At 71.7% G+C, this 22896-nt stretch carries 23 protein-coding genes; 13 read left to right on the top strand and 10 right to left on the bottom strand.

The window, feature by feature from the left end; translation table 11 throughout:
* Positions 1-14: 14 nt before the first annotated feature.
* The 3 genes from IEZ11_RS29320 to IEZ11_RS29310 form a co-directional block, all read right to left on the bottom strand.
* Positions 15-1802 (bottom strand): ABC transporter ATP-binding protein, encoded by a 1788-nt coding sequence (locus IEZ11_RS29320; protein ID WP_189265929.1) that lies wholly within the window; start codon positions 1800-1802, stop codon positions 15-17.
* A gap of 472 nt (positions 1803-2274) precedes the next feature.
* Positions 2275-2436 (bottom strand): hypothetical protein, encoded by a 162-nt coding sequence (locus IEZ11_RS29315; protein WP_189266134.1) that lies wholly within the window; start codon positions 2434-2436, stop codon positions 2275-2277.
* Between the two features lie 186 nt (positions 2437-2622).
* The gene (locus tag IEZ11_RS29310; RefSeq protein WP_189265928.1) at positions 2623-4416 is read right to left on the bottom strand and encodes a bifunctional metallophosphatase/5'-nucleotidase; all 1794 of its coding nucleotides are present in this window, start codon (positions 4414-4416) and stop codon (positions 2623-2625) included.
* A gap of 168 nt (positions 4417-4584) precedes the next feature.
* On the opposite strand from IEZ11_RS29310, the gene mshD reads away from it, so the two are divergent.
* Positions 4585-5514 carry a mycothiol synthase gene (gene mshD / locus IEZ11_RS29305; RefSeq protein WP_189265927.1) on the top strand — a complete coding sequence of 310 codons (930 nt, stop codon included), beginning with the start codon at positions 4585-4587 and terminating at the stop codon, positions 5512-5514.
* 76 nt (positions 5515-5590) lie between these two features.
* Here the strand turns inward: mshD and IEZ11_RS29300 are convergent, their stop codons facing one another.
* Genes IEZ11_RS29300 through IEZ11_RS29280 form a run of 5 tightly spaced genes read right to left on the bottom strand, consistent with a single transcriptional unit; the run spans position 5591 to position 10064 of the window.
* Positions 5591-6280, bottom strand: coding sequence for an ABC transporter (locus IEZ11_RS29300; RefSeq protein WP_229713423.1), 690 nt, complete (start codon positions 6278-6280; stop codon positions 5591-5593).
* Positions 6271-7794: an ABC transporter permease gene (locus tag IEZ11_RS29295; protein ID WP_189265926.1), complete on the bottom strand. Its 1524-nt coding sequence runs from the start codon at positions 7792-7794 to the stop codon at positions 6271-6273. Before IEZ11_RS29295 ends, IEZ11_RS29300 begins: the two co-directional genes overlap by 10 nt.
* Positions 7791-8645: an ABC transporter ATP-binding protein gene (locus tag IEZ11_RS29290; RefSeq protein ID WP_189265925.1), complete on the bottom strand. Its 855-nt coding sequence runs from the start codon at positions 8643-8645 to the stop codon at positions 7791-7793. The genes IEZ11_RS29295 and IEZ11_RS29290 overlap by 4 nt, the downstream gene beginning before the upstream one ends.
* Entirely contained in the window at positions 8642-9457 is an 816-nt protein-coding gene (locus IEZ11_RS29285; RefSeq protein ID WP_189265924.1) for a zf-HC2 domain-containing protein, read from the bottom strand. Before IEZ11_RS29285 ends, IEZ11_RS29290 begins: the two co-directional genes overlap by 4 nt.
* 58 nt (positions 9458-9515) lie before the next feature.
* Entirely contained in the window at positions 9516-10064 is a 549-nt protein-coding gene (locus IEZ11_RS29280; protein WP_189265923.1) for an RNA polymerase sigma factor, read from the bottom strand.
* 111 nt (positions 10065-10175) lie between these two features.
* Here IEZ11_RS29280 and IEZ11_RS29275 point away from each other — a divergent pair, with 111 nt between their 5' ends.
* The 10 genes from IEZ11_RS29275 to IEZ11_RS29230 all read left to right on the top strand — a co-directional run bounded on the left by IEZ11_RS29275 (position 10176) and on the right by IEZ11_RS29230 (position 19579).
* Positions 10176-10562, top strand: coding sequence for a GntR family transcriptional regulator (locus IEZ11_RS29275; protein WP_189266114.1), 387 nt, complete (start codon positions 10176-10178; stop codon positions 10560-10562).
* Positions 10562-11443, top strand: coding sequence for an ABC transporter ATP-binding protein (locus IEZ11_RS29270; protein WP_189265922.1), 882 nt, complete (start codon positions 10562-10564; stop codon positions 11441-11443). Before IEZ11_RS29275 ends, IEZ11_RS29270 begins: the two co-directional genes overlap by 1 nt.
* Positions 11440-12348 carry an ABC-2 membrane transporter-related protein gene (locus IEZ11_RS29265; RefSeq protein WP_189265921.1) on the top strand — a complete coding sequence of 303 codons (909 nt, stop codon included), beginning with the start codon at positions 11440-11442 and terminating at the stop codon, positions 12346-12348. The genes IEZ11_RS29270 and IEZ11_RS29265 overlap by 4 nt, the downstream gene beginning before the upstream one ends.
* Positions 12345-13214, top strand: coding sequence for an ABC-2 membrane transporter-related protein (locus IEZ11_RS29260; RefSeq protein WP_189265920.1), 870 nt, complete (start codon positions 12345-12347; stop codon positions 13212-13214). Before IEZ11_RS29265 ends, IEZ11_RS29260 begins: the two co-directional genes overlap by 4 nt.
* A complete protein-coding gene (locus IEZ11_RS29255) occupies positions 13211-13996 on the top strand; it encodes an ABC-2 membrane transporter-related protein (RefSeq protein ID WP_189265919.1) in 786 nt (261 codons plus the stop codon). The genes IEZ11_RS29260 and IEZ11_RS29255 overlap by 4 nt, the downstream gene beginning before the upstream one ends.
* 231 nt (positions 13997-14227) lie before the next feature.
* Positions 14228-16585, top strand: a complete 2358-nt coding sequence (locus IEZ11_RS29250) for an RNA degradosome polyphosphate kinase (protein WP_189265918.1) — start codon at positions 14228-14230, stop codon at positions 16583-16585.
* Entirely contained in the window at positions 16566-17588 is a 1023-nt protein-coding gene (locus IEZ11_RS29245; protein ID WP_189265917.1) for a CHAD domain-containing protein, read from the top strand. The genes IEZ11_RS29250 and IEZ11_RS29245 overlap by 20 nt, the downstream gene beginning before the upstream one ends.
* Positions 17558-18001: an NUDIX hydrolase gene (locus IEZ11_RS29240; protein WP_189265916.1), complete on the top strand. Its 444-nt coding sequence runs from the start codon at positions 17558-17560 to the stop codon at positions 17999-18001. Before IEZ11_RS29245 ends, IEZ11_RS29240 begins: the two co-directional genes overlap by 31 nt.
* Before the next feature lie 451 nt (positions 18002-18452).
* Positions 18453-19307 (top strand): SCO4651 family lipoprotein, encoded by an 855-nt coding sequence (locus tag IEZ11_RS29235; RefSeq protein ID WP_189265915.1) that lies wholly within the window; start codon positions 18453-18455, stop codon positions 19305-19307.
* A 104-nt stretch (positions 19308-19411) separates the two neighbouring features.
* Positions 19412-19579: a hypothetical protein gene (locus tag IEZ11_RS29230; RefSeq protein ID WP_189265914.1), complete on the top strand. Its 168-nt coding sequence runs from the start codon at positions 19412-19414 to the stop codon at positions 19577-19579.
* Positions 19580-19589: 10 nt separating this feature from the next.
* Here the strand turns inward: IEZ11_RS29230 and IEZ11_RS29225 are convergent, their stop codons facing one another.
* Positions 19590-19952: a metal-sensitive transcriptional regulator gene (locus tag IEZ11_RS29225; RefSeq protein ID WP_189265913.1), complete on the bottom strand. Its 363-nt coding sequence runs from the start codon at positions 19950-19952 to the stop codon at positions 19590-19592.
* A gap of 197 nt (positions 19953-20149) precedes the next feature.
* Between IEZ11_RS29225 and IEZ11_RS29220 the strand changes: the two genes are divergently transcribed.
* A complete protein-coding gene (locus IEZ11_RS29220; RefSeq protein WP_132892118.1) occupies positions 20150-20770 on the top strand; it encodes a DUF47 domain-containing protein in 621 nt (206 codons plus the stop codon).
* Positions 20771-20777: 7 nt separating this feature from the next.
* Entirely contained in the window at positions 20778-21776 is a 999-nt protein-coding gene (locus IEZ11_RS29215) for an inorganic phosphate transporter (protein ID WP_189265912.1), read from the top strand.
* Positions 21777-22091: 315 nt separating this feature from the next.
* Here the strand turns inward: IEZ11_RS29215 and pstB are convergent, their stop codons facing one another.
* Entirely contained in the window at positions 22092-22868 is a 777-nt protein-coding gene (pstB, locus tag IEZ11_RS29210; protein ID WP_189265911.1) for a phosphate ABC transporter ATP-binding protein PstB, read from the bottom strand.
* Between the last annotated feature and the right edge of the window lie 28 nt (positions 22869-22896).

Genomic DNA, 22896 nt, shown 5'->3' with positions numbered 1-22896 from the left:
AACTACCGCCTGAACTACCACCTGAGGATCATCGTCTCGTCCGGGGCCGCGGCCGGTTCCGCCGCGATCGCCTCCGGGAGCGGGTGGGCCAGCGCGGCGTAGGCGCCGTCGCGGGCGAGGAGTTCGGCGTGGGTGCCCGCCTCCACCAGGCGGCCGCGGTCGACGACGAGGATGCGGTCGGCGTCGGGGGCCAGGGTGAGGTCGTGCGTGATCATGATGGTCGTACGGCCGGCCATGAGCCTGCGCAGCGGGGCCACCACCTGGCGGGCGGCGATCGCGTCCAGGCCCGCCGTCGGCTCGTCGAGGACGAGGACCGGGGCGGCGCGGAGCATCGCGCGGGCGATGGCGATCCGCTGGAGCTGGCCGCCGGAGAGGGCGGCCGTGCCCGGGGCGATGTGGGTGTCGTAGCCCTCGGGGAGGGCGGCGACGAAGGCGTGCGCGGCAGCGTCGCGGGCCGCCTGCTCGATCTCCTCGTCACTCGCGCCGGGGCGGCCGCAGCCGATGTTCTCGCGGACCGTGCCGTTGAGGATCAGCGTCTGCTGCGGGAGCAGGGCGACGTTCTCCCGGAGGAACTCCAGGGGTACGTCGGTGAGCGGGACGCCGTCCAGGCAGATCACGCCGGCCGAGGGGTCGTAGAAGCGGGTGAGGAGCTTGGAGAGGGTGGACTTGCCGGCGCCGCTCTTGCCGGTGACCAGGACGAGTTCGCCGGGTCCGGCCGCGAGGTCCACGTCTCGGAGGGAGGCGCGGGGGGACTCCGGGTAGCGGAAGGAGACGTTGTGGAAGCTGACCCAGCCGCGGACGGGCCAGGGGCCGACCGGCCGGGCGGGGTCGGTGACGGCGGGTTCGGCGTCCAGGATCTCCCCGATGCGTTCGGCGCCCGCGGTGGCCGCGGTGAGGGTGAGGCCGAGCTGGCCGAGGTTGCGGACCGGCGGGTAGAGGTAGCCGAGGAAGGCGGCGAAGGCGAGCAGCTGGCCGAGGGTCATCCGGTCGGCGGAGATCTCCCAGACGCCCAGGCCGATCACGGCCAGCACGCACACGGTCTCGACGACCTCGACGAACTGCGCGTACATCTCGCTGAGCCGGGCGCCGCGCACGCTCGCCCGCATCCAGGCGCGGGCCTCGACGTCCAGGCGCTGCTCCTCGTCCCGGCGGCGGTTGTACGCCTGGGTGAGGACGACGTTGCCGAGGGACTCCTCGACGACGGAGGTGATCGCGCCGTCGGCGACCCGCTCGTCCTGGGAGGCGGTCCTGATCCGGCCGGAGAAGCGGCGGGCGGCGAACAGGAACAGGGGCGCGAGGACGAAGGTGGCGAGCGCCAGGTCCCAGCGCAGCCAGAAGGCGGCGGCCGCGTAGAAGACGGCGGAGAAGGCGGCGGCCACGGTACCGACGACCCCGGACACGACCATCTGCTCGATGGCCTCGACGTCACCGGTGAGGCGTTCCACCAGGTCGCCCTGGCGGTGCCGCTGGAAGAAGTGCGGGGGCAGGTCCTGGACGTGCCGGAAGACCTTCGCGCGCAGGCGCAGCACGAACCTCTCCGCGGTCCAGGTGGCCAGCGAGTTGCCGAGGTAGCCGACGAACGCTCCCACCGCGGCGACCAGCAGCCAGGCGCCGGCCGGGCCCCAGAAGGCGGCGAGCGAACCGGCCTTGAGGGCGTTGTCGGTGAGGTCGGCGAAGAGCAGGATCGCGGCGGTCTCGGCGAGCGCGGACACCACGACACACGCGATGATCATCCACAGCCATCTGCGGTCGCCGCGGGTCAGCGGCCAGAAGCGGCGGAAGGCCGCACGCGCTTCTCTCATGGTCGACAACTCCCTTCAGAGGTAGTGGACATGGCCGAGGCGGGGCCACCGGTGCGACCACGCGTAACCGGTGACCCCGCCGCACGGCGTTCGTCAGTGCTGGTCGCCCACGGGGCGCTTCGGCTCGGGCTTCTTCGGCGCGGGCTTCTTCGGGGCCGGGGCGGGCTTGCGGTGCTTCTTCACGGGGACGATCTTGTGGAAGCTCATGGGGTGCTGCCTCTCTGTCGTGACTTCTGTCGTGACTTATGTCGTGGTTCTGCAACAGTTTCTCTACTACCCCGCTGCAACAACCTGTGAATTGATTTGAATTACTTCTGTAAATTCTTTGTCAGCGCTCGTCGCCGACCGGGCGGCGCTTCGGCTCCGGCTTCTTCGGCGCGGGCTTCTTCGGAGCCGGGGCGGGCTTGCGGTGCTTCTTGACGGGGACGATCTTGTGGAAGCTCATGGAAATTCCCTCCTCTGGGCTGGCGAGTTAGCGGTTGCCCACAGGGCGCTTGGGCTGGGACTTCTTGCAGTCCTTCTTCTTCGGAGCCGGCTTCGGGGCGGGCTTCTCGGCCTTCTTCACCGGGACGATCTTGTGGAAGCTCATGATCTTCTCCTTCGTTCTGTCGTCCGCGCCGTTCGCTTTCGACATGGAAAACATTACGCGCCCCCAGAGCCGAAGAAAGCCATTTTCAGTTAGACCTCGATGAATTGCGGCTGAGATGAATTTTCAGGAGCAACTGGGAACCGGACACCACCTCACATAGGTTTTATCCAACAGAAAGGGCCCGGTACGCACGGGTGTGCGTACCGGGCCCGGGTGGGGCGGAGACGGTGGCTACTGCACGATCGTGATCCGGTTCGCGGCCGGCGGCGCGAGCGGACCGGCGGCCGAGGAGTGGGCCGTCAGGTACTGGGCGAGAGCCGACAGGTCGTCGGTGCCGACGACGTCGCCGGTGCCCTGGCCGAGGGTGGTGAAGCCGTCGCCGCCGCCCGCGAGGAAGGAGTTGGTGGCGACGCGGTAGGTGGCGGCCGGGTCGACGGCCGTGCCGTTCAGCCGCACGGAACCGGTGACGACCCGGTCCGCTCCGCTCTTCGTGAGGTCCAGGATGTAGCTGAGGCCGGCGGACGGCTGCAGGATCTTCGGGGCGGCCGCGTTCGCACCGCTCACCTGTTCCTTGAGCACCTGGATCAGCTGCGCGCCGGTGAAGTCCTGGAGGTTCACGGTGTTGGCGAACGGCTGCACGGTGAAGCCCTCGGCGTACGTCACGACGCCGTCACCCTCACTGCCCTTCGCCGCGTACGTCAGCCCGGCCCGCACCCCGCCCGGGTTCATCAGCGCGAGGTCGGTCCCCGGGTCCAGCTCCTTGCCGTAGGCGAGCTGGGCGTCGGCGATCAGGTCGCCCATCGGGGACTCGGTGCCGGTGTTGCCGATGTCGGCGGAGACGTAGCCGATGGCGCGGTTGCCGATCGGGGCGGCGAGCGTGTTCCACCTGCTGATCAGCTCGGTCATGTCGGGCGCCTTGGCGACGTCCCGGCTGACCACGTGGTTCGCGGACTGTACGGCCGTACGCGCGATGTCGCCGGTGCGGCGGTCGTAGGTCAGCGTGGTGTCGGTGTACAGGCGGCCGAAGGAGGCCGCGGACGTGACCATGCGGGGGTTGCCGGCCGGGTCGTCGACCGTGCACACGTAGGCGGTGTGGGTGTGGCCGGTGACGAGGGCGTCCACCGCCGGGGTCACGTTCTTCGCGATGTCGACGATCGGGCCGGAGATGCCGCTGCCAGCGCCCGCGGAGTCGCAGTCGTAGTTGTAGTTCGAGGAGGCCGGGAAGCCGCCCTCGTGGACGAGGGCCACGATCGACTGGACGCCCTGGCGCTGGAGCACCTTGGCGTACTTGTTGATGGTCTCGACCTCGTCCTTGAAGGCCAGGCCCTTGACCCCGTCGGCGGAGACGATGCCGGGCGTGCCCTCCAGGGTGACGCCGATGAAGCCGATCTTCACGTCCTTCTTCTGCCAGACCCAGTAGGGCTTGAGGATCGGCTTGTCCGTCTTCTCGTCCAGGACGTTGGCCGCCAGGTAGGGGAAGTCGGCGCCCTTGAACTTCTTGCCGGTGTAGCAGCCGTCGGTGGGGTGGCAGCCGCCGTTCTGAAGACGCGCCAGTTCCCTGGCGCCCTCGTCGAACTCGTGGTTGCCGACCGTCGTCACGTCCAGGTCGAGCTTGTTGAGCGCCTCTATGGTCGGCTCGTCGTGGAACAGACCGGAGATCAGCGGGGAGGCGCCGACCATGTCGCCGCCGGCGGCGGTGACGGAGTACGGGTGCCCCGCGCGGGCCTGGCGCAGGTGGGTGGCCAGGTACTCCACGCCACCGGCGTCGATCGTCCTGGTCGTGCCGTCGGCCTGGGCCTCGGTGACCCGGCCCGAGGAACCGGCCGGCGGCTCCAGGTTGCCGTGCAGGTCGTTGAAGGAGAGCAGCTGGACGTCCTGGTAGCGGCCGGGGTGCGGCCCGTGGCCCGTGCCGGAGTGCGCGTCGGCGGGCAGCGCGCCCAGCAGGGCCGCGGCGACGGCGAGCCCGGCGGCCGAGGCGAGCAGTGCGTGGGTACGCCGTCTGGACGGTCTGGACTTCGCTGGCATGGAGCCCCCTGTGGGTCTGCTGAGAAGTGGCCCGGTCCGGCGCAGCCTAGGGTCAACGCGCGTAGCGCAACAGGGGGTTCATGGTTACATCTTGGTTGCCGGTTGCCCTGCCCTTTACCTTTCCCCGGTGTCCGCACTTTGCCGATCGGGCCCCGTACCCTCGTACGCATGACCAGCGACGACACCGCACGGCCGCCCATGTACTCCCGCTCCATCGACACCTTCTCCGCGCTCGCCCCGGATCAGGCCGAGGCCGTACGGGAACTGCTGGCGGAGGCCGCGCGGGCCGACGGCCAGCAGCCGGTGTCCGAGCAGGGCCGCCTCCAGCTGACCGGCGGCGCCCGGGAGGGCGTCTCCCATCTGCTTCTCACCGTCGGCGACGAACTCGTGGGCTACGCCCAGCTGGAGGACACCGACCCGGTCGAGGCACCGGCCGCGGAACTGGTCGTCCACCCGGCCCACCGGGGCCACGGTCACGGCCGCGCGCTGGGCTCCGCCCTGCTGGCCGCGTCCGGGAAGCGGCTGCGGGTGTGGGCGCACGGCGGCCACTCGGCGGCCCGTCACCTCGCCCAGGTCCTCGGCCTCACCCTGTTCCGTGAACTGCGGCAGATGCGCCGCCCGTTGACGGACCTGGAGCTGCCGGACCCGAAGCTGCCCGAGGGCGTCACCGTGCGCGCCTTCGTCCCGGGCAAGGACGACGCGGCCTGGCTGTCGCTCAACGCCGCCGCCTTCGCCCACCACCCGGAACAGGGCTCGCTCGCCCAGCGCGACCTGGACGACCGCAAGGCCCAGCCCTGGTTCGACCCGGCCGGCTTCTTCCTCGCGGAGCGCGGCGGCGAACTCCTCGGCTTCCACTGGACGAAGGTCCACGACGCGGAGCGCCTGGGCGAGGTCTACGTCCTCGGCGTCTCCCCCACCGCGCAGGGCGGCGGCCTCGGCAAGTCCCTCACGACCATCGGGCTGCGGTATCTGGCCGGCCGCGGCCTGCCGACGGCGATGCTGTACGTCGACGCGGACAACACGGCGGCGGTGGCGGTCTACGAACGGCTGGGCTTCACGACCCACGAGACGGACCTGATGTACCGGACGGAGACGTGATGCCTCCGGCGGTCGGGCCGGGTTCCGGTGCGCGGCCCCGGGGACTGTGCTCCCGGAGCCTCCTTCGGCCTCGTCCTCAGACTCCCCCAGAGGGGGTACCCCCGGACGGAGCGAAGGTGCCCGGCCGGCGGCCGATGGGCGCCCTTCTTCTCCGTATCGGCTCCCGCATGCACAGCGCCAGCGCCACCAGCGCCCCCACCAGCACCCACGCCCACCTCTCGTGCGCCGCCTCCCACCCCTTGTCCGCCGGCCACACGAACAGAGCCCAACGGTGAGGGAGCAGCGGGGTGAGGACGGCTGTGAGGAGGTACGCCGCCGCCACCGAGGGGCCCGGCCGGGGTTCGTCCGTCAGGCGGGTCGCCAGCGCGCCTGCCGCCAGGGCCACGGCGCAGGCTGCCGCCGCCTCCAGGGTGACGTCGGCCACCGGAGGCCGCAGGGACGAGGGGACCAGGAGAACGACCGCCATCCACCACAGTGCGGTGGCCGGGGTGACCAGGACCAGGCGGAGCCCGGTGCGCAGCGCCCTGCGCGTCGGCACCGTGGATACGGTGTGGCGGGCCGGGTCGTCCAGGACGAAGGTCAGGGTCAGGGCGTAGGCCAGGGCGGCGGTACGGAGCAGGGTGAGCGCGGGCCAGCCGCCGAACTCACCGGTCGCCCAGCGCAGCAACCCCGCGAGCAGCAGCCCCAGTCCCCCGCCGGCCGCCAACGCCCGCCACGGCAGCGTACGCAGGACGGGGACCAGCGACTCCCGTGCCGTCAGTCGCACTTGTCCGCCTCCTTCGGTGCCTTGACTCCCAGCAGCTCGGCCGCCTGCGCGCTGGTGACGTTCGGAGCGGTCAGCTCGGCCCAGTGCGCCTTCACCTTCGCGGCCACGGACTCCCTCGGCTTTCCGAGGAGCTGGCGTACGACGTACGTCTGACCGGCCGTCATCTGCAGCGGGTTGGTCGGGGTGAGGACGATCGCCGAGCCGGTCACACTGTCGTCGAGGCGGACGGCACGCAGGGACTTCACCGGGTCGGGCTGCCAGGACAGGGCGAGCCACATGGTGGTGACCATCCGGCCGTCGCACACTCCGACCGTCGCCCTCTCGCTGCCCGCGACCAGCACGGAGGCGACCGCGGCGGAGAACTCGGGGACACGGGGGCCGCCCCAGCCGGTGCCGACGGTGACCTGGCCGGGGGTGGCCGACGGGTCGATCGCGCCGTCGGCGGTGAGGCCGCCGGTGGCGTAGACCCGCTGGCGGACGAGGAGGGGGCGCTCTCGCACGGTGCCGCCGGTCAGGGACCGGACGTGGTCCACGACGGACGCCCAGGTGCCGACCCTCGGCATCCACTCGGGGAACGCGCAGTACGTCGTCCCGCCCCGGCGCACACAGGTCTGCTCTTTCTGCGGTGCGTCGGTGGCCCGTGCCCGTGCCGCCGTCGTCGCGTCCGGCAGCGTCGCCGTCTGCGTGATCCCGCTGGTCAGCGTGAGTGCCAGGGCCCCCGCGACGGTGCCGAGGAGGAGCCGGCCGCGGCCGCCGGACGCCAGGACCGCCAGCAGTGTCAGCGTCAGGACGAGGCCGAGCAGATACAGCGCGTGCCAGGCGGCGGGGCGGTCGATCAGCTGGGAGGGGATCGCCTGCTGGGCGTTCTCGCTGACCACGGGCAGCAGCCAGCGCACGCCCCGCTCCTCGCTCGCGTCGGGGACCGCCACGCCGAAGGAGAGGAATAGGAGCAGCACGATCGTCAGCGGGGCCGCGAGGACCGACGCGAACAGCCGGGCGAGCAGCACCCCGAACGCCGCGGCCAGCAGCACCGTCAGCGGGCCCACCAGCAGCTCGGCGGGCGAACCGCTGCCCACCGCGTCGGGCCTGAGCGCCGACCAGCCGTACTGCGCGCCCACGCACACCGCGACGAGCAGCGCGCTCGGGGCGGCGGACAGGGCGTGGGCCGCAGTGCGCTGCCACGGTCGCAGCACCAGTACCGCGAAGTGGCGTTCCGTGTCCCGGCGCCGGGACCGCAGCACCGCCTGGTTGACGCACACCAGCACCGCGAGGCCGATCAGCAGCGGGCCGGACTGGGTGGCGCGGTCGGCGTCCTGGAGCACCGGGTAGCCGTTCTCCAGGAGCGGGGTGCGCCACACGATCCAGGTGACGTACAGCGCGAAGGCCGCCAGCACCGGGATGCGCAGCAGCAGTCGCCGCGCCTCGAAGAGGGCCAGGGCGAGGACGGCCGCCCAGGAGGCACCTGGGGGTCCGGTCCGCGCCGCCACGGGGGTCCGTTCCAGCACCGCGCTCACGCCGGCACCTCCGCATCGTCCAGGGTCAGCAGGTAACCGTCCTCCAGGGTGGGTTCGAGCAGCTCGGCCCCGGCCGGCGGGCTGCCGACGTTGCGGAAGGAACCGGTACCGGTGCGCCAGCCGGCCTTCGCGCCCGGGTCGCGTTCCGTGCTGCTCCACACGCGGCCGGCCGCCCGTGCGGTCAGCTCGGCGGGGGTGCCGTCGAAGAGGATGCGGCCACCGGCCATCACCAGGACGCGATGGCAGAGCATCGCCACGTCCTCGGTCTGGTGGGTGGAGAGCAGGACCGTACGGCCCTCGCCCGCCTGGGCGATCAACTCCCGGAAGCGCATGCGTTGTTCGGGGTCCAGTCCGACCGTGGGCTCGTCCAGGACCAGGAAGCCGGGGTCGCCGATCAGCGCGGCGGCCAGCGCGACCCGCTGGCGCATCCCGCCGGACAGCTTCTTGACGCGCTTGCCGCGGACGTCGGAGAGGTCGACCCCGTCCAGGACGGCGCGCACCTCGCGGTGACGGACGGCGCGGTCGGTCATCTCCTTCAGGATCGCCACGTAGTCGACGAACTCGAAGGCCGTGAAGTCGGGGTGGAAGCCCGGGGTCTGGGGCAGATAGCCGAGCCTGCGCCGCGCCTCCTGGCGGCCGGCCGGCGTGCCCGGGTCGTGCCCGAGAACGGTGAAGGCGCCGCTGTCGGCGGGGACGGAGGTGGCCAGCACCCGCAACAGGGTGGTCTTCCCCGCGCCGTTCGGGCCGAGCAGGCCGGTGACGCCCGGGGACAGCCGCAGCGACACGTCGTCGAGGGCGCGGGTCCCGCCGTAGCGCAGACTCAGCCCGGAGGCGGAAACGGTGGGTGTCATACGGCACTCCCCTGGAAGTGGTCGAAACGGTCACGTACGAGGAACAGCAGCCCGGCCGCGAGCGCGGCGACCCCGGCCGCCGTCGCCTGGCCGGCCACCGTGAACGGCATGAGCGTGGCGTGCGCGTCGTAGGCGTGGACGGCCCACAGCAGCGTCACCCACGCCCCGCCGACCAGCGACGGTGCGAGCAGCGGGCCGAGCCGGGCGGAGAGCGCGAGGCCGGCCGAGGCGAGGGCGAGTGCGGGCAGCAGCCAGGCCAGGGCACGCAGTCCGTAGCCGGGCAGGGCGAAGCTCGCCAGGACGCTGAGACCGAAGCAGGCGGTGAGCACGGCGACCGTGCGGATCATCAGCAGCCGGAACCCGTGTACCGGGGCTACGACCGCCATCTCGTACGTCGGGTCCAGCGCGGGCCCGTACGACAACGCGACCCCGGCCAGCGGCAACAGGGGCGCGAGGACGAGGAAGAGGGTGACGGACCCCGTGCTCCGGGCGGCCACCACGGACATCAGCAGCACGGCGACGACCGCGCCCAGCCAGGAGCGGCGCAGCACGGAGGTGGCCGACAGCAGCCGTGCGGTGTGGTCGGCGACCCCGAACCGCACCAGCAGCCGCTCGACCAACCCCGGCCGGGGCGCGTCGAGTTCGGCGTCCAGCCGCACCCACCCGGCGTCGACGGACTCGCTCACCTCGGCGAGAGCGGCCCGGCAGCGAGCACAGGCGACCAGATGGGTATCGGCCGACCAGAACGCGGGCGGCGCCAACTCCCCCTGGCTGTAGGCCCGTAGATCCTCGGCATCCACATGCCACGTCATGCCGCCACCTCCCATGTCAGCACACGGCCCCGCAGGAACCGCCCAACCGTCTGCCTGCTCATGCCAACTCCGCCCGCAGCTGCTTGCGCGCCCGCATCGCCCGTGTCTTGACCGTCCCCGGCGGGATGCCGAGCAGGACCGCCGCCTCGCGGGTGGTCAGTCCGTCGATCACCGTCGCCTGGAGCACCGCCCGCAGTTCGGGCGAGAGCCGGACCAGGGCCCCGGCGAGGTCCCCGTGCTCCACCCCCGCGAGCACGCGTTCCTCCGCCGAGACCTCGTCCCGGTGCCGCAGCCGGGCCAGCGCCTGCCGCAGCCGGCCGCGGGCCCCGTCGCCGCGCAGCGCGTCGATCAGCCGCCGCGACCCGATCCGCCACAGCCACCCGGCCGCGTCGGCGTTCTCCGTCTCGCGGTACCGGGCGGTCCCCCGCCACACCGCGAGGAACGTCTCCTGCACGACGTCGTCGACGACCGCGGGATCCGCGCACCGGCCGCGCAGCCGCGCGGTCAGCCACGGCGCGTACCGCCGGTACAGCTCCTCGAAGGCGCGCCGGTCCGCGTCCGCCGCGATCGCGCGCAGCAGCTCCCCGTCGCTTCTCGTTCCGCTCACGTCTCCTCATCGCACGAGCCCCGCCGACCGGTTCACGGAACCCGCCTTGACTTTCCGGACCGCCCTGGACCACCCTTTCACTACTCAATTAGTGAAAGGGTGATGGTACGGGTGGTCGAGTACCGCATCGACCGGCGCTCCGGCGTCGCCACCTACGTCCAGATCGTCCAGCAGACCAAACAGGCGCTGCGCCTGGGGCACCTCCAGCAGGGCGACCGGCTGCCCACCGCCCGCGAGGTGGTCGAGGCCACCGCCATCAACCCCAACACCGTCCTCAAGGCCTACCGGGAGCTGGAGCGCGAGGGCCTGGTGGAGGCCCGGCGCGGCCTCGGCACCTTCGTGAAGCGCTCGCTCGGCACCGCCCCGGCCGCCGAGTCCCCCCTGCACGACGAGCTGGACGCCTGGGTCGTCCGGGCCCGCACGGCCGGCCTGGACCGCGACGACGTGGCCGCACTCTTCACCGCCGTACTGGACAAGAACTTTCAGGGAGAGAACTGATGACCGACACCGCGATAGCGGCGTCCGCGCTCGGCAAGCGGTTCGGCCGGCGCGGGGGCTGGGCGCTGCGCGACTGCACCTTCCGGCTGCCCGCCGGCCGGGTGTGTGCCGTCGTCGGCCCCAACGGAGCGGGCAAGTCCACGCTCCTCGCCCTCGCCGCCGGTCTGCTGGGCGCCACCGAGGGCGAGCTGACCGTCCTCGGCACCACCCCGGCCGGGGCCCGCGCCCGGATCGGCTACGTCGCCCAGGACAAGCCGCTCTACCCGCAGCTCACGGTCGCCGAGACGCTCCGGATGGGCGCCGACCTCAACCCCGGGCACTGGGACGCGGCCGCCGCCGAACGGATCACGGCCGCCGGCGACCTGGACCCGAAGTCCCGGGTCCGCGCCCTCTCCGGCGGCCAGCGCACCCGGGTCGCGCTCGCCCTCGCCCTCGGCAAGCGGCCCGAACTGCTCCTCCTCGACGAGCCGATGGCCGACCTCGACCCGCTCGCCCGGCACGAGCTGATGGGCGTGCTGATGGTGCAGGCCGCCCAGCACGGCACCACCATCGCGATGTCCTCGCACGTGGTCGCCGAACTGGAGGACTCCTGCGACCACCTGCTGCTGATCGGCGGCGGCCGGGTCCGGCTGGCCGGCGAGATCGACGACCTGCTGACCGCCCACGCCCGGGTCGCCGTCCCCGCCGACACCGACCTCGCGCCGCACACCGTCGTCGAGTCCCGCACCACGGGCCGGCAGCTCAGCGCCCTGGTCCGCCCGGCCGGCCCGCTCCCCGACGACTGGCACGCAGCCACCCCCTCCCTGGAGGAACTGGTCCTCGCCCACCTCCGCAACCCCGAGGCCCCGGTCCTGACCCCGGCCGAGGAGGCCGTCGCATGACCGCCCTGTCCGCACCCGCGCCCGCGGCCAGGCCCCGGCTGACCGGCTGGCTGCTGCGCCTGCACCGCCCGGCGCTGTACGTCTGGACGGCCCTCGTCCTGCTCACCGCCGCCCTGCTGCTCCTGCTGCACGGCCCCATGGCCGACGCGGCCGCCGAGAGCTGGCGCCGTTACGACGCCTGCGGGTTCGACACCACGTGCGCGTACGGCCAGAGCGCGATCCTGCGCTACAAGGACTGGTACAACTACGCGACCCTGGCCGCGGCCCTGGTGCCCTTCCTGACCGCCGCCTGGGCGGGCGGCGCGCTGCTCGGCAAGGAACTGGAGTCCGGCACCGCGCGGCTGTCCTGGACCCAGTCCAGCACCCCGGTCCGCTGGCTGGCCGTACGGCTGGCGGCCCCGGCCGTCCTCGTCACGGCGGGGACCGGCCTGCTGGCCTGGCTGCACTACCTGGCCTGGACCGCGGGCCGGGGCCGTATCGACAGCGCCAAGGACTGGTACGACATCGGGACCTTCCACACCAGCGGCCCCGTCCTGGTCGCCCTGTCCCTGGCCGGGCTCGCGGCGGGCGCGCTGGCGGGGCTGCTGTGGCGGCGGACGTTGCCCGCGCTGGCCTCCGGCCTGCTGCTGACGGCCGTCATCTGGGGCGTACACCTGGAGCTGCTGCCCCACCTGTGGCCGACGCTGGGCCGCAGCGGGCACGGCTATGTCGCCTCGCCCTCCGGCTCCTGGACGGTGAGCCACGGCGGAAACGCGGCTCGGTACCATGTCACCTACCACCCCTACGCGCACTACTGGCCGCTCCAGCTGACCGCCACGGCCGTCCTCCTGACCGTCACGGCGCTCCTGACCGTCGGCTGTTTCGTGGTCCTGCGCCGCCTGACCGGCAAGGCGGCCACCCGATGAGCTCCCCGGCCCTGCGCGGCGGCGGACTGCCCCGGACCGTACTGCGGCTGCACCGGTCGGCGCTGCTGGCCTGGGCCGTCTTCGTGGCGGGGGCGAGCGGCTGGCTGGTGTGGCTGGCGGAGGTCACCGGGAAGGACCCGAACACCCGGGACCTGCCCTGCGTCGGCGACTGCGACACCCTGCATCTCCTGATGGGCTATCCGACCCAGCTGTCCTGGGCCGGCGACCTGATCGGCTACGGCTTCGTCGCCGTCGCCGGGTTCGCCGGCGGCTCCCTCATCGGCCGTGAACTGGAGTACGGGACCGCACAGTTGGCCTGGACCCAGGGCATCACCCCGGTCCGCTGGCTGACCGCCAAGCTCGCGCTGCCCGCACTCGCGGTCACCGCCGGCGGCACGATCCTGGTCCTGGTGTTCCGCTGGGTGTCCGCCTCCCCGCCGGACCCGTCCCTCCAGTTCGACTGGACCTGGGACACCGCGTTCATGGCCCGCGGCCCGCTGCTCGTGGCGTACGCCCTGTGCGCCCTCGCCGTCGGCGTCCTCACCGGTCTGCTGCTGCGCCGCGCGCTGGCCGCGCTCGGGGCCGCCGCCGGTGCGATGTGGCTGCTCAACGCCGTGCTGACCAGCTACCGCTTCCGCCTGTGGCCGGCCGTCACCCGCACCGGGCCGCACGCCTTCGACATCCCCGACAACGTCGCGCTGGTGAACGAGGGCGGGGACGGCGACAGCCGCTTCGCGACCTACCAGCCCCCCTCCCACTACTGGCCCCTGCACCTCACCGAGACCGCGATCGTCCTCACCGTCGCCGCCCTCGCCGTCCTGCTCTCCTTCCGCCTCCTCAAGCACCGTACGGAGCCCTCCGCATGACCGCGCCGACCAGCGCCCTCCCGGCGCCCGCGCCCCGCCGCTCCCTGGGCCGGCTGCACCGCCCCGCGCTGCTCGTGTGGGCCGCGTTCGTGCTGCTCGTGACGGGCCTGCTGCTCTGGCTGCACCTCCACGAGGTGCCTGCCGAGCGGGCCTGCCACAGCTTCTTCGCCTACTCCCCCATGGGCGGCCACCTGCCCAGCTGCGGCTACTCGGCGTTCACCGACGCCAACAACCTCTTCAACCTCCTCGGCGAGGCCCTCGGCTTCTCCTGCGTCGCCGTCGCCGCCTGGGCGGGCGGCGCGCTTCTCGGCCGCGAGCTGGAGTCCGGCACCGCCGAGCTGGCCTGGACCCAGTCCGTGTCCCCGGCCCGCTGGCTGGCCGCCAAGCTGACCACGGCCGCCGTACCAGTGGCCGCCGGGGGCGCACTGCTGGCGCTGCTCTTCGGCTGGGCGTGGAGCTCCGACCGGGACTCGCTGGTCAGCAACTGGACCTACGACCGCGTCTTCATCCCGCGCGGCCCGCTGCTGCCGGCCCTGCTGCTGCTCGGCCTCGCCGTCGGCGCCCTCGCCGGGATCGCGCTGCGCCGCACCCTCCCGGCGCTCGGCGCGGCCGCCGCCGTGACACTCGTCGTCAGGCTGTACCTGCGCAAGGCCTGGACGCCGCTGCACGGCCCGCTGCACGGCTTCTGGCCCGTACAGCTCCTCGCCACCGCGATGGTGCTCGCACTGGCCGCCGCGGCCACGGTCGGCGCGTTCTGCCTCTTGCGCCGCCGGGCCCGCTGAGGGACCGTCGGTCCCGCGCGTCCCCCGGTCGGCGCAAGCGCGGCACGAGGTCCGGCGAGGCCGCCGGGGGCCGGATACGCGGGACCGGTGAGAAGGTCGTACAGGATCGTCGCTTTCGTGATCCCCAAAGCCTTCGAAGGCCGATCACGGACGTCCGCGAGCCTCCCCCCGCTATCCCGCACGCCATGTCTTCGTAACCATTGGTTCAGACGGACTTGCGACGCTCAGCCAATGAAGCCCGCCGTGCCAGAGCCTTCACCGCCCCCCGAGGGGTTCGTGGGAAACGGGGTCGTCCACCTCCCACCCGCGCGTTCCGACGCGCCCGTGACGGCCAGGGCGCGGAAGAATGGGCTCATGAGTCAGCAGAACGCCCAGGCAGCCGAGGTCCAGCCCGCCCAGCCCTCCGTGGGCTCCATCGCCGCGCACCGCCCGCACACGGTGGCCGCCGCGGTCTCCGACCTCGAACCCGACATCGACGCCGACCTCGACGCGTACGAGGAGTCGCAGGTCGACGGGGTGCAACTGCCCCAAGGGCGCTTCCTCGACCGGGAGCGCAGCTGGCTCGCGTTCAACGAACGGGTGCTGGAGCTCGCCGAGGACCCCGAGACGCCCCTGCTGGAGCGGGCGAACTTCCTGGCGATCTTCGCGAGCAACCTGGACGAGTTCTTCATGGTCCGGGTGGCGGGGCTGAAGCGCCGCATAGCGACCGGCGTGGCCACCCGGTCCGCCTCCGGGTTGCAGCCGCGCGAGGTGCTGGAGATGATCTGGGCCCGCTCCCGTGAGCTGATGGCCCGGCACGCCGCCTGCTACCACGAGGACGTCGCCCCCGCGCTCGCGGAGGAGGGCATCCACCTGGTGCGCTGGGCCGAGCTGACCGAGAAGGAGCAGGCCCGGCTCTTCACGCTGTTCCGGCACCAGATCTTCCCGGTCCTCACCCCGCTGGCCGTGGACCCCGCGCACCCCTTCCCGTACATCTCCGGCCTCTCCATGAACCTGGCCGTGGTCGTCCGCAACCCGGTCAGCGGCCACAAGCACTTCGCCCGGGTGAAGGTGCCGCAGTCGCTGTCCCGGTTCCTGGAGAGCTCCCCGGGCCGGTACGTCCCCATCGAGGACGTCATCGGCGCCCACCTGGAGGAGCTGTTCCCCGGCATGGAGGTGGTGGAGCACCACGCCTTCCGCCTGACCCGGAACGAGGACCTGGAGGTCGAGGAGGACGACGCCGAGAACCTGCTCCAGGCCCTGGAGAAGGAGCTCATGCGGCGCCGGTTCGGGCCGCCGGTGCGCCTGGAGGTCGAGGAGTCCATCGACCGCGACGTCCTCGACCTGCTGGTCCGCGAACTGAAGGTCAACGAGGCCGAGGTCTACCCGCTGCCCGGCCCGCTCGACCTGACCGGCCTCTTCCGCATCTCCGGTCTCGACCGGCCGGAGCTGAAGTACCGCAAGTTCATCGCGGGCACCCACCGCGACCTCGCCGAGGTCGAGTCGGCGTCCGCGCCCGACATCTTCGCGGCCCTGCGCGAGCGGGACGTACTGCTGCACCACCCGTACGACAGCTTCTCCACCTCCGTGCAGGCCTTCGTCGAGCAGGCCGCCGAGGACCCCGACGTCCTCGCGATCAAGCAGACCCTGTACCGGACCTCCGGCGACTCCCCGATCGTCAACGCGCTCATCGACGCCGCCGAGGCCGGCAAGCAGGTCCTCGTCCTGGTCGAGATCAAGGCCCGCTTCGACGAGCACGCCAACATCAAGTGGGCGCGCAAGCTGGAGGAGGCCGGCTGCCATGTCGTCTACGGCCTGGTCGGCCTGAAGACCCACTGCAAGCTGTCCCTGGTGGTCCGCCAGGAGGGCGAGACACTCCGCCGCTACAGCCACGTCGGCACCGGGAACTACCACCCGAAGACGGCGAGACTCTACGAGGACCTCGGCCTGCTCACCGCCGACCCGCAGGTCGGCGCGGACCTGTCCGACCTGTTCAACCGCCTCTCCGGCTACTCCCGCCGGGAGACGTACCGCCGCCTGCTGGTGGCTCCCAAGTCGCTGCGCGACGGCCTGATCGCGCGCATCGACAAGGAAATACAGCACCACCGGGCCGGACGCCCCGCGTTCGTCCGTATCAAGGCCAACTCGATGGTCGACGAAGCGATCATCGACGCCCTCTACCGCGCGGCCATGGCCGGCGTGCCGGTCGACATCTGGGTGCGCGGCATCTGCGCGATCCGCCCGGGTGTCGCGGGCCTGTCGGAGAACATCCGGGTCCGCTCGGTCCTCGGCCGCTTCCTGGAACACTCCCGGGTCTTCACCTTCGGCAACGGCGGCGAGCCCGAGGTGTGGATCGGCAGCGCCGACATGATGCACCGCAACCTCGACCGCCGGATAGAGGCCCTGGTCCGGGTCACCGACCCGGCGCACCGAGCGGCCCTCAACCGGTTCCTCGAGTCCGGCATGTCCGACTCCACCTCCTCCTGGCACCTGGGCCCGGACGGCGAATGGACCCGGCACGCGACCGACGCCGACGGACGGCCACTGCGCAACATCCAGGAGACGCTCATAGACGCCCGGAGGCGCCGGCGTGGCACAGCAACACCTTGAACCGACGGACCCGACGGCCCGGGTGGTCACCGGGGACGCCCTGGCGGGCTACCTGCGCACCCAGGCCACCGAGTTCCTCCGCGCGCTGCGCCTGCACCGGGAGACCGGGACGGCGAGCGCGGCGCAGGAGTCCGTCGACGCGGCCCGCGCCCTGCGCCGCTCGGCCCGGCGCATCAGCGGCAGCCTGCACACCTTCCGCCCGCTCCTCGACACCGACTGGTCCGAGGAGATCCGCCCGGAACTGGCCTGGCTGTCGGGCACGTTGGGCCTTGAGCACGCCTACGAGGCACGGCTGGAGCGCCTGTTGCTGGCGCTCCACCGACTCTCCGGCTCGACATCCCTGCCCAGCCAGGCCACTTCGGAGGCGCCGCAGGACCGCGGCAACCTCACCGTCGGTGCGGCCAAGGCGGGCGCCCTGCTGGACCGCCAGCTCACCCTGGCCCGCACCCGGGCCCACTCCACCGCCCTCCAGGCGCTCGGCTCCGCCCGCTTCCACGCGGTCGCCGACAAGGTCGCGGTGCTGGCCAGCGAGGTCCCGCTGACGGCCGCGGCGCCCGGCACCGACCTGCGCCCGCCGGCCGCGGCCGCCGAGGAACGCCTCACCGACGCCGTCGCCGCCCTCCCGCTGGTCACCGCGGGCCACCCCTACAACGCGGAGGCCCTGGTCCACGGCCTGTCCCCGGACCCCGCCCCGCATCCCCAGGACGGCCCCTGGCACCAGGTCCGCCTCCTGCTGCGGCTGCACCGCTACGCCCGCGAGGTGCTGTGCGGCCAGGGCGCGCCCGTGGACGTACGGCTGCTCGCGGCCGGCCAGGCCCTGAACCGGCACCGTGACGCCTCGGAGGCCGCCGCCGCGGCGGCCGCGGCGGCCCGCACCCCGCGCATCGCCCCCGCCACGGCCTACGCCCTCGGCGTTCTCCACGCCGACCAGCGGCACGAGGTGGAGGCGGCCCGGTTCGCGTTCCAGCAGGCATGGCAGAAGCAGCGGGTGGAGGCCGTGTGAACGAGACCCCGGTGCCGGCGGCGGGCTGCGTCCTGTGGCGTCGCTCGCCGGTCGACGGCGACGTGGAGGTCTGCCTCGTCCACCGCCCAAAATACGATGATTGGTCGCATCCGAAAGGCAAGCTCAAGCGCGGTGAGGACGCGGACATGGCCGCACTGCGCGAGGTGGCCGAGGAGACCGGCTACACAGCCACCCTCGGCACCGAACTCTCCACCGCCCACTACTACGCCAACGGCCGCCCCAAGACGGTCCGTTACTGGTCCGGCGAAGCAGGAGAGGGCCACTTCACCCCGAACCACGAGGTGGACAGGATCCTCTGGCTCCGCCCGGCCGAGGCCCGCCGCAGACTGACCCAGCCGAGAGACGCCGAGCTGGTGGACGAACTGCTGGCCTCGCTTCACAACACGCAGTAGAAGAGCGCGCCTGTCTTCGGATCTGTCAGGGGCGCGGGACCGTGGAGAACCGCGGGTGCGCCGTGCCTGGTCACGCAGTTCCCCGTGCAGCGCCCCGTCAGGGGCGCGGGGAACTGCGCGGTCGACCCCCACCGTCCGGCACCCGACCGACGACCTCAGCCACCCCCGGCCAGGTGCCCCTCCGCATCGGAACGCGCCAGGCTTCTCGCCCTCCGGGCCGGCCCCCGCCACCCGCACGTGCACCGGGCGAAACAGAACCGCCCCTGCTCCACCGTGCCCGCCTCGTGTTCTGCCCCCTCCAGGGCCTGCCCGGAACCGTCCTGCTGTGCCACACCGACAACGTTACCCATGCCCGGCAGAGCACAGGCATGCGTGACGGCCCCACCCACCCCTCGTTAAGCGGAACGACAGGGGGCCCGTGACGGACGTACCGGCTGGGGGTAGGCAGGACATGGATCGGCGGCAGCACTGGCGGGCCGGAAGGACGGCCGTCACCGTAGGGCTCGTGGTCGGCCTCGGGGCGTGCGCCACCGGCTGCGGCGGGGCCACGGCCGAGGGCGTCGGCGGCACCCCCGCCGACCAACCGGTCGCCCTCCTGAAGCGCGCGGCGGACACCCTGCGCGCCACCCGCACCTCCCGGGCGACGACCTCGATGGAGATGGCCACCGGCGGCACCCGGGTCACCATCCGCGGCAAGGGCGTCTACGACTACGACCAGCAGTTCGGCAGGCTCACGGTCGTCCTCCCGCAGGACCCCGCCGGTGCCTCCGAGCACCGCCCGATCACCGAACTCCTCGCCCCGGGAGCCCTGTTCATGAAGAACCGGGGCGCCGGGGTACCCGCCGACAAGTGGGTCCGCGTGGAGACCGCGGCCCTCTCCGACGGCAACCTGGTCACCGGCGGCGCGACGGACCCGTTCGCCGCGGCCGAGCTGCTGCGCGGCACCCGCACGGCGACCTACCTGGGCACGACCGAGCTGGCCGGGACCGAGGTCCGGCACTACCGGGGCACCGCCGACCTCGCGGCGGCGGCCCGCTCGGCGTCGGCCGGCAACCGGGCCTCCCTGGCGGCCGCGGCGAAAGGGTTCGCCACCGCCGTGGTCCCGTTCGACGTGTACCTCGACGACCAGGGCCGGATCCGCAAGCTCCGGCAGCGGTTCAGCTTCGTCAACGACGGCGGCAGGGGCACCGTGGCGGTCGCCTCGACGACCCTGCTGTACGGTTTCGGCACACCGGTGGACGTGAGGCTGCCGCGTTCCGAGGACATCTACGCGGGCCGGATCGCCGAAAACCAGCCGACGCACTAGTCAGGGAACGGCTCTGTACAACCTGTGAACTAGCCCGTCCGTGCCATGCGCGTTGTGTAGACCGCTGCCTACTCTAGAGAGTCGGTGACGGCAGAGAAGAGGTGATGCACGTGGCTCCGGCCGGCGGTACGGCAGTTCAGGACCACGTGGCCCTCGCCGAGATCGAGCTGTGCGGAGAGCTGATCATCGCGGCCTCGGCCGCCGAGGACCGGCTGAGCCTGGCGAGCATCGACGAGGTGCTGCGGGTGACCGAGGAGCGCGAGGTCCGCTGATTCCGGCCGGTCAGGTCCGCAGCAGACGGGCGATGGCCTGGGTGGCCTCCTCGACCTTCGCGTCGATCTCCGCCCCGCCCTTGACGGCCCCCTGAGTGGAGCTCTCAATGGCTGCCGTGGCGACGCAGTGCCGCAGGTGCTCCTCCAGGAGCTGCAGGGCGAAGGACTGGAGGCCCTTGGTGGAGGCGGAGACCTGGGTGAGTATGTCGATGCAGTAGGTGTCCTCGTCGACCATCCGCTGCAGGCCCCGGATCTGGCCCTCGATCCGGCGCAGCCGCTTGAGGTGTTCGTCCTTCTGCTTGTGGTAACCGTGCGTGGTCGCCTGCACTCCGCTTCCGGAGGGTGTCATGGCGCCGGCCCCGGTGGTCGTCATCGCGTCCTCCGCATCGTCGAGACATATACCCCTAGTGGGTATATGGTAACGAACTTTGCTGGGTATAGGGCCCTCGGGACGCCCCCGTGCTGATCAGGATGCCCGATGGGCGAAACTGGACGGCGGCCCATTAGCCGTGGCCGGATGATGCGCTTAGCATCAGCCTGACCGAAACCCATGCATACCGAGGACCCCAAGTGCGCTTTCGTCTGACCCCCAGGGAGACGAGCTTCTACGACATGTTCGCCGCGTCCGCGGACAACATCGTCACGGGCTCGAAGCTCCTGATGGAACTGCTCGGGGCGGACGCGTCTGCCCGAGCCGAGATCGCAGAGCGTATGCGGGCAGCGGAACACGCAGGTGACGACGCCACGCACGCGATCTTCCACCAGCTGAACTCCTCGTTCATCACGCCCTTCGACCGCGAGGACATCTACACCCTCGCGTCCTCCCTCGACGACATCATGGACTTCATGGAGGAGGCCGTCGACCTGGTCGTCCTCTACAACGTCGAGGAGCTGCCGAAGGGTGTCGAGCAGCAGATCGAGGTGCTGGCACGGGCCGCCGACCTGACGGCCGAGGCGATGCCCCACCTGCGCACGCTGGACAACCTCACCGAGTACTGGATCGAGGTGAACCGCCTGGAGAACCAGGCGGACCAGATCCACCGCAAGCTTCTCGCCCACCTCTTCAACGGCAAGTACGACGCGATCGAGGTGCTGAAGCTCAAGCAGATCGTGGACGTCCTGGAAGAGGCGGCGGACGCGTTCGAGCACGTGGCGAACACGGTGGAGACCATCGCCGTCAAGGAGTCCTGAGCAGTCGATGGACACCTTCGCGCTCGTCGTGACCATCCTGGTCGCGCTCTTCTTCACGTACACGAACGGTTTCCACGATTCTGCGAACGCCATCGCGACCTCGGTCTCCACCCGGGCGCTGACGCCCCGGGCGGCCCTCGCGATGGCGGCCGTGATGAACCTGCTGGGCGCCTTCCTGGGCTCCGGTGTCGCCAAGACGGTCAGCGAGGGCCTGATCGAGACGCCGCAGGGCTCCAAGGGGATGGGCATCCTCTTCGCGGCGCTGGTCGGCGCGATCGTCTGGAACCTCGTCACCTGGTACTTCGGCCTGCCCTCGTCCTCCTCCCACGCGCTGTTCGGCGGCCTGGTGGGCGCGGCGCTGGCCGGCGGCACGACCGTCCTGTGGAACGGCGTCGTGGACAAGGTCATCGTCCCGATGTTCCTGTCCCCTGTCGTCGGCCTGCTCCTCGGCTACCTGGTGATGACCGCCATCATGTGGCTGTTCCGCCGCTCCAACCCGCACAAGACGAAGCGGGGCTTCCGGATCGCGCAGACCGTCTCGGCGGCCGGCATGGCCCTCGGCCACGGCCTCCAGGACGCCCAGAAGACGATGGGCGTCGTCGTCATGGCACTGGTCATCTCCGGCCATGAGACGTACGGCGACCCGATCCCGGTCTGGGTCAAGATCGTCTGTGCCGTGATGCTCTCCCTGGGCACCTACGCGGGCGGCTGGCGCATCATGCGCACCCTCGGCCGCAAGATCATCGAACTCGACCCCCCGCAGGGCTTCGCGGCCGAGGCGACGGGCGCGTCGATCATGTTCACCACGGCGTACCTCTTCAAGGCGCCGGTCTCCACGACCCATGTCATCACCTCGGCCATCATGGGCGTCGGCGCGACGAAGCGTGTGAACGCGGTCCGCTGGGGCGTGGCCAAGAACATCGTCCTGGGCTGGTTCATCACGATGCCGGCCGCGGCCCTGGTGGCAGCGACCGCCTTCGGCGTGGTCGACCTGGCGTTCCTCTAGCCCCTCGGCCCACCCGCCCACCCGACTCGGTCGGTAAAAGGGCGAGGTCGAAAGCCCCTGTGAACGAGCCCCGTAAGGGGCGCGGGGAACTGCGCGGCCGGCCACGACGACGCTGCAGCCGGCTGACGACGGATCGCGGCACTCTCGGACCGCCATTCCGTCCGGTGTCGACTGCGGATGCGCCGTGGCTGGTCGCGCAGTTCCCCGCGCCCCCAAAAGACAACGGGCCCGCCCCCGGGAGCCAGGGGCGGGCCCTCTTGCGTCCTCGCGGTGGCACCGCCATGCAGCACCGCGAGGGGTCGGTGGATCCTCGGCTCAGCCGAAGCGGCCGGAGATGTAGTCCTCCGTGGCCTGGACCGACGGGTTGGAGAAGATGCGCTCCGTGTCGTCGATCTCGATCAGCTTGCCGGGCTGGCCGACGGCGGCCAGGTTGAAGAACGCCGTACGGTCCGAGACACGCGCCGCCTGCTGCATGTTGTGCGTCACGATGACGATCGTGAAGCGCTCCTTCAGCTCGCCGATCAGGTCCTCGATGGCGAGGGTCGAGATCGGGTCCAGAGCCGAGCAGGGCTCGTCCATGAGCAGCACCTTCGGCTCGACCGCGATCGCGCGGGCGATGCACAGACGCTGCTGCTGACCACCGGAGAGGCCGGAGCCCGGCTTGTTCAGGCGGTCTTTGACCTCGTTCCAGAGGTTCGCGCCCTTGAGGGACTTCTCGACGATGTCGCCGAGCTCGCTCTTCTTGAAGTTGCCGTTCAGCCGCAGCCCCGCGGCCACGTTGTCGAAGATCGACATCGTGGGGAAGGGGTTGGGGCGCTGGAACACCATGCCGACCTCGCGGCGTACCGCCACCGGGTCGATGTTGGCGCCGTACAGGTTCTCGTCGTCGAGGAGGACCTTGCCCTCGACGCGGCCGCCGGGGGTGACCTCGTGCATGCGGTTGAGCGTGCGCAGGAACGTCGACTTGCCGCAGCCGGAGGGGCCGATGAACGCCGTGACCGTGCGCGGCTCGACGTTCATCGAGATGTCTTCGATGGCCTTGTGGGAGCCGTAGTAGGCGGTGAGCCCGCTTACGTCGATTCGCTTGGACATTACTTCTTCACTTCCAGAGAGTCGGTCG

Source organism: Streptomyces fuscichromogenes, from assembly GCF_014645815.1.
In the GTDB taxonomy this organism is placed as follows: domain Bacteria; phylum Actinomycetota; class Actinomycetes; order Streptomycetales; family Streptomycetaceae; genus Streptomyces; species Streptomyces fuscichromogenes.
The sequence above is the reverse complement of the archived record's forward strand: the minus strand, read 5'-3'. Positions and strand labels throughout refer to the sequence as shown.

Bases quoted from the DNA above. Each gene is read 5' to 3' on its own strand.
- IEZ11_RS29320 (WP_189265929.1), bottom strand. From the start codon at position 1,802: ATGAGAGAAGCGCGTGCGGCCTTCCGCCGCTTCTGGCCGCTGACCCGC.
- IEZ11_RS29315 (WP_189266134.1), bottom strand. From the start codon at position 2,436: ATGTCGAAAGCGAACGGCGCGGACGACAGAACGAAGGAGAAGATCATG.
- IEZ11_RS29310 (WP_189265928.1), bottom strand. From the start codon at position 4,416: ATGCCAGCGAAGTCCAGACCGTCCAGACGGCGTACCCACGCACTGCTC.
- mshD (WP_189265927.1), top strand. From the start codon at position 4,585: ATGACCAGCGACGACACCGCACGGCCGCCCATGTACTCCCGCTCCATC.
- IEZ11_RS29290 (WP_189265925.1), bottom strand. From the start codon at position 8,645: ATGACACCCACCGTTTCCGCCTCCGGGCTGAGTCTGCGCTACGGCGGG.
- IEZ11_RS29285 (WP_189265924.1), bottom strand. From the start codon at position 9,457: ATGACGTGGCATGTGGATGCCGAGGATCTACGGGCCTACAGCCAGGGG.
- IEZ11_RS29270 (WP_189265922.1), top strand. From the start codon at position 10,562: ATGACCGACACCGCGATAGCGGCGTCCGCGCTCGGCAAGCGGTTCGGC.
- IEZ11_RS29265 (WP_189265921.1), top strand. From the start codon at position 11,440: ATGACCGCCCTGTCCGCACCCGCGCCCGCGGCCAGGCCCCGGCTGACC.
- IEZ11_RS29260 (WP_189265920.1), top strand. From the start codon at position 12,345: ATGAGCTCCCCGGCCCTGCGCGGCGGCGGACTGCCCCGGACCGTACTG.
- IEZ11_RS29255 (WP_189265919.1), top strand. From the start codon at position 13,211: ATGACCGCGCCGACCAGCGCCCTCCCGGCGCCCGCGCCCCGCCGCTCC.
- IEZ11_RS29250 (WP_189265918.1), top strand. From the start codon at position 14,228: ATGAAGCCCGCCGTGCCAGAGCCTTCACCGCCCCCCGAGGGGTTCGTG.
- IEZ11_RS29240 (WP_189265916.1), top strand. From the start codon at position 17,558: ATGGCAGAAGCAGCGGGTGGAGGCCGTGTGAACGAGACCCCGGTGCCG.
- IEZ11_RS29235 (WP_189265915.1), top strand. From the start codon at position 18,453: ATGGATCGGCGGCAGCACTGGCGGGCCGGAAGGACGGCCGTCACCGTA.
- IEZ11_RS29230 (WP_189265914.1), top strand. From the start codon at position 19,412: ATGCACGTGGCTCCGGCCGGCGGTACGGCAGTTCAGGACCACGTGGCC.
- IEZ11_RS29225 (WP_189265913.1), bottom strand. From the start codon at position 19,952: ATGACGACCACCGGGGCCGGCGCCATGACACCCTCCGGAAGCGGAGTG.
- IEZ11_RS29215 (WP_189265912.1), top strand. From the start codon at position 20,778: ATGGACACCTTCGCGCTCGTCGTGACCATCCTGGTCGCGCTCTTCTTC.
- pstB (WP_189265911.1), bottom strand. From the start codon at position 22,868: ATGTCCAAGCGAATCGACGTAAGCGGGCTCACCGCCTACTACGGCTCC.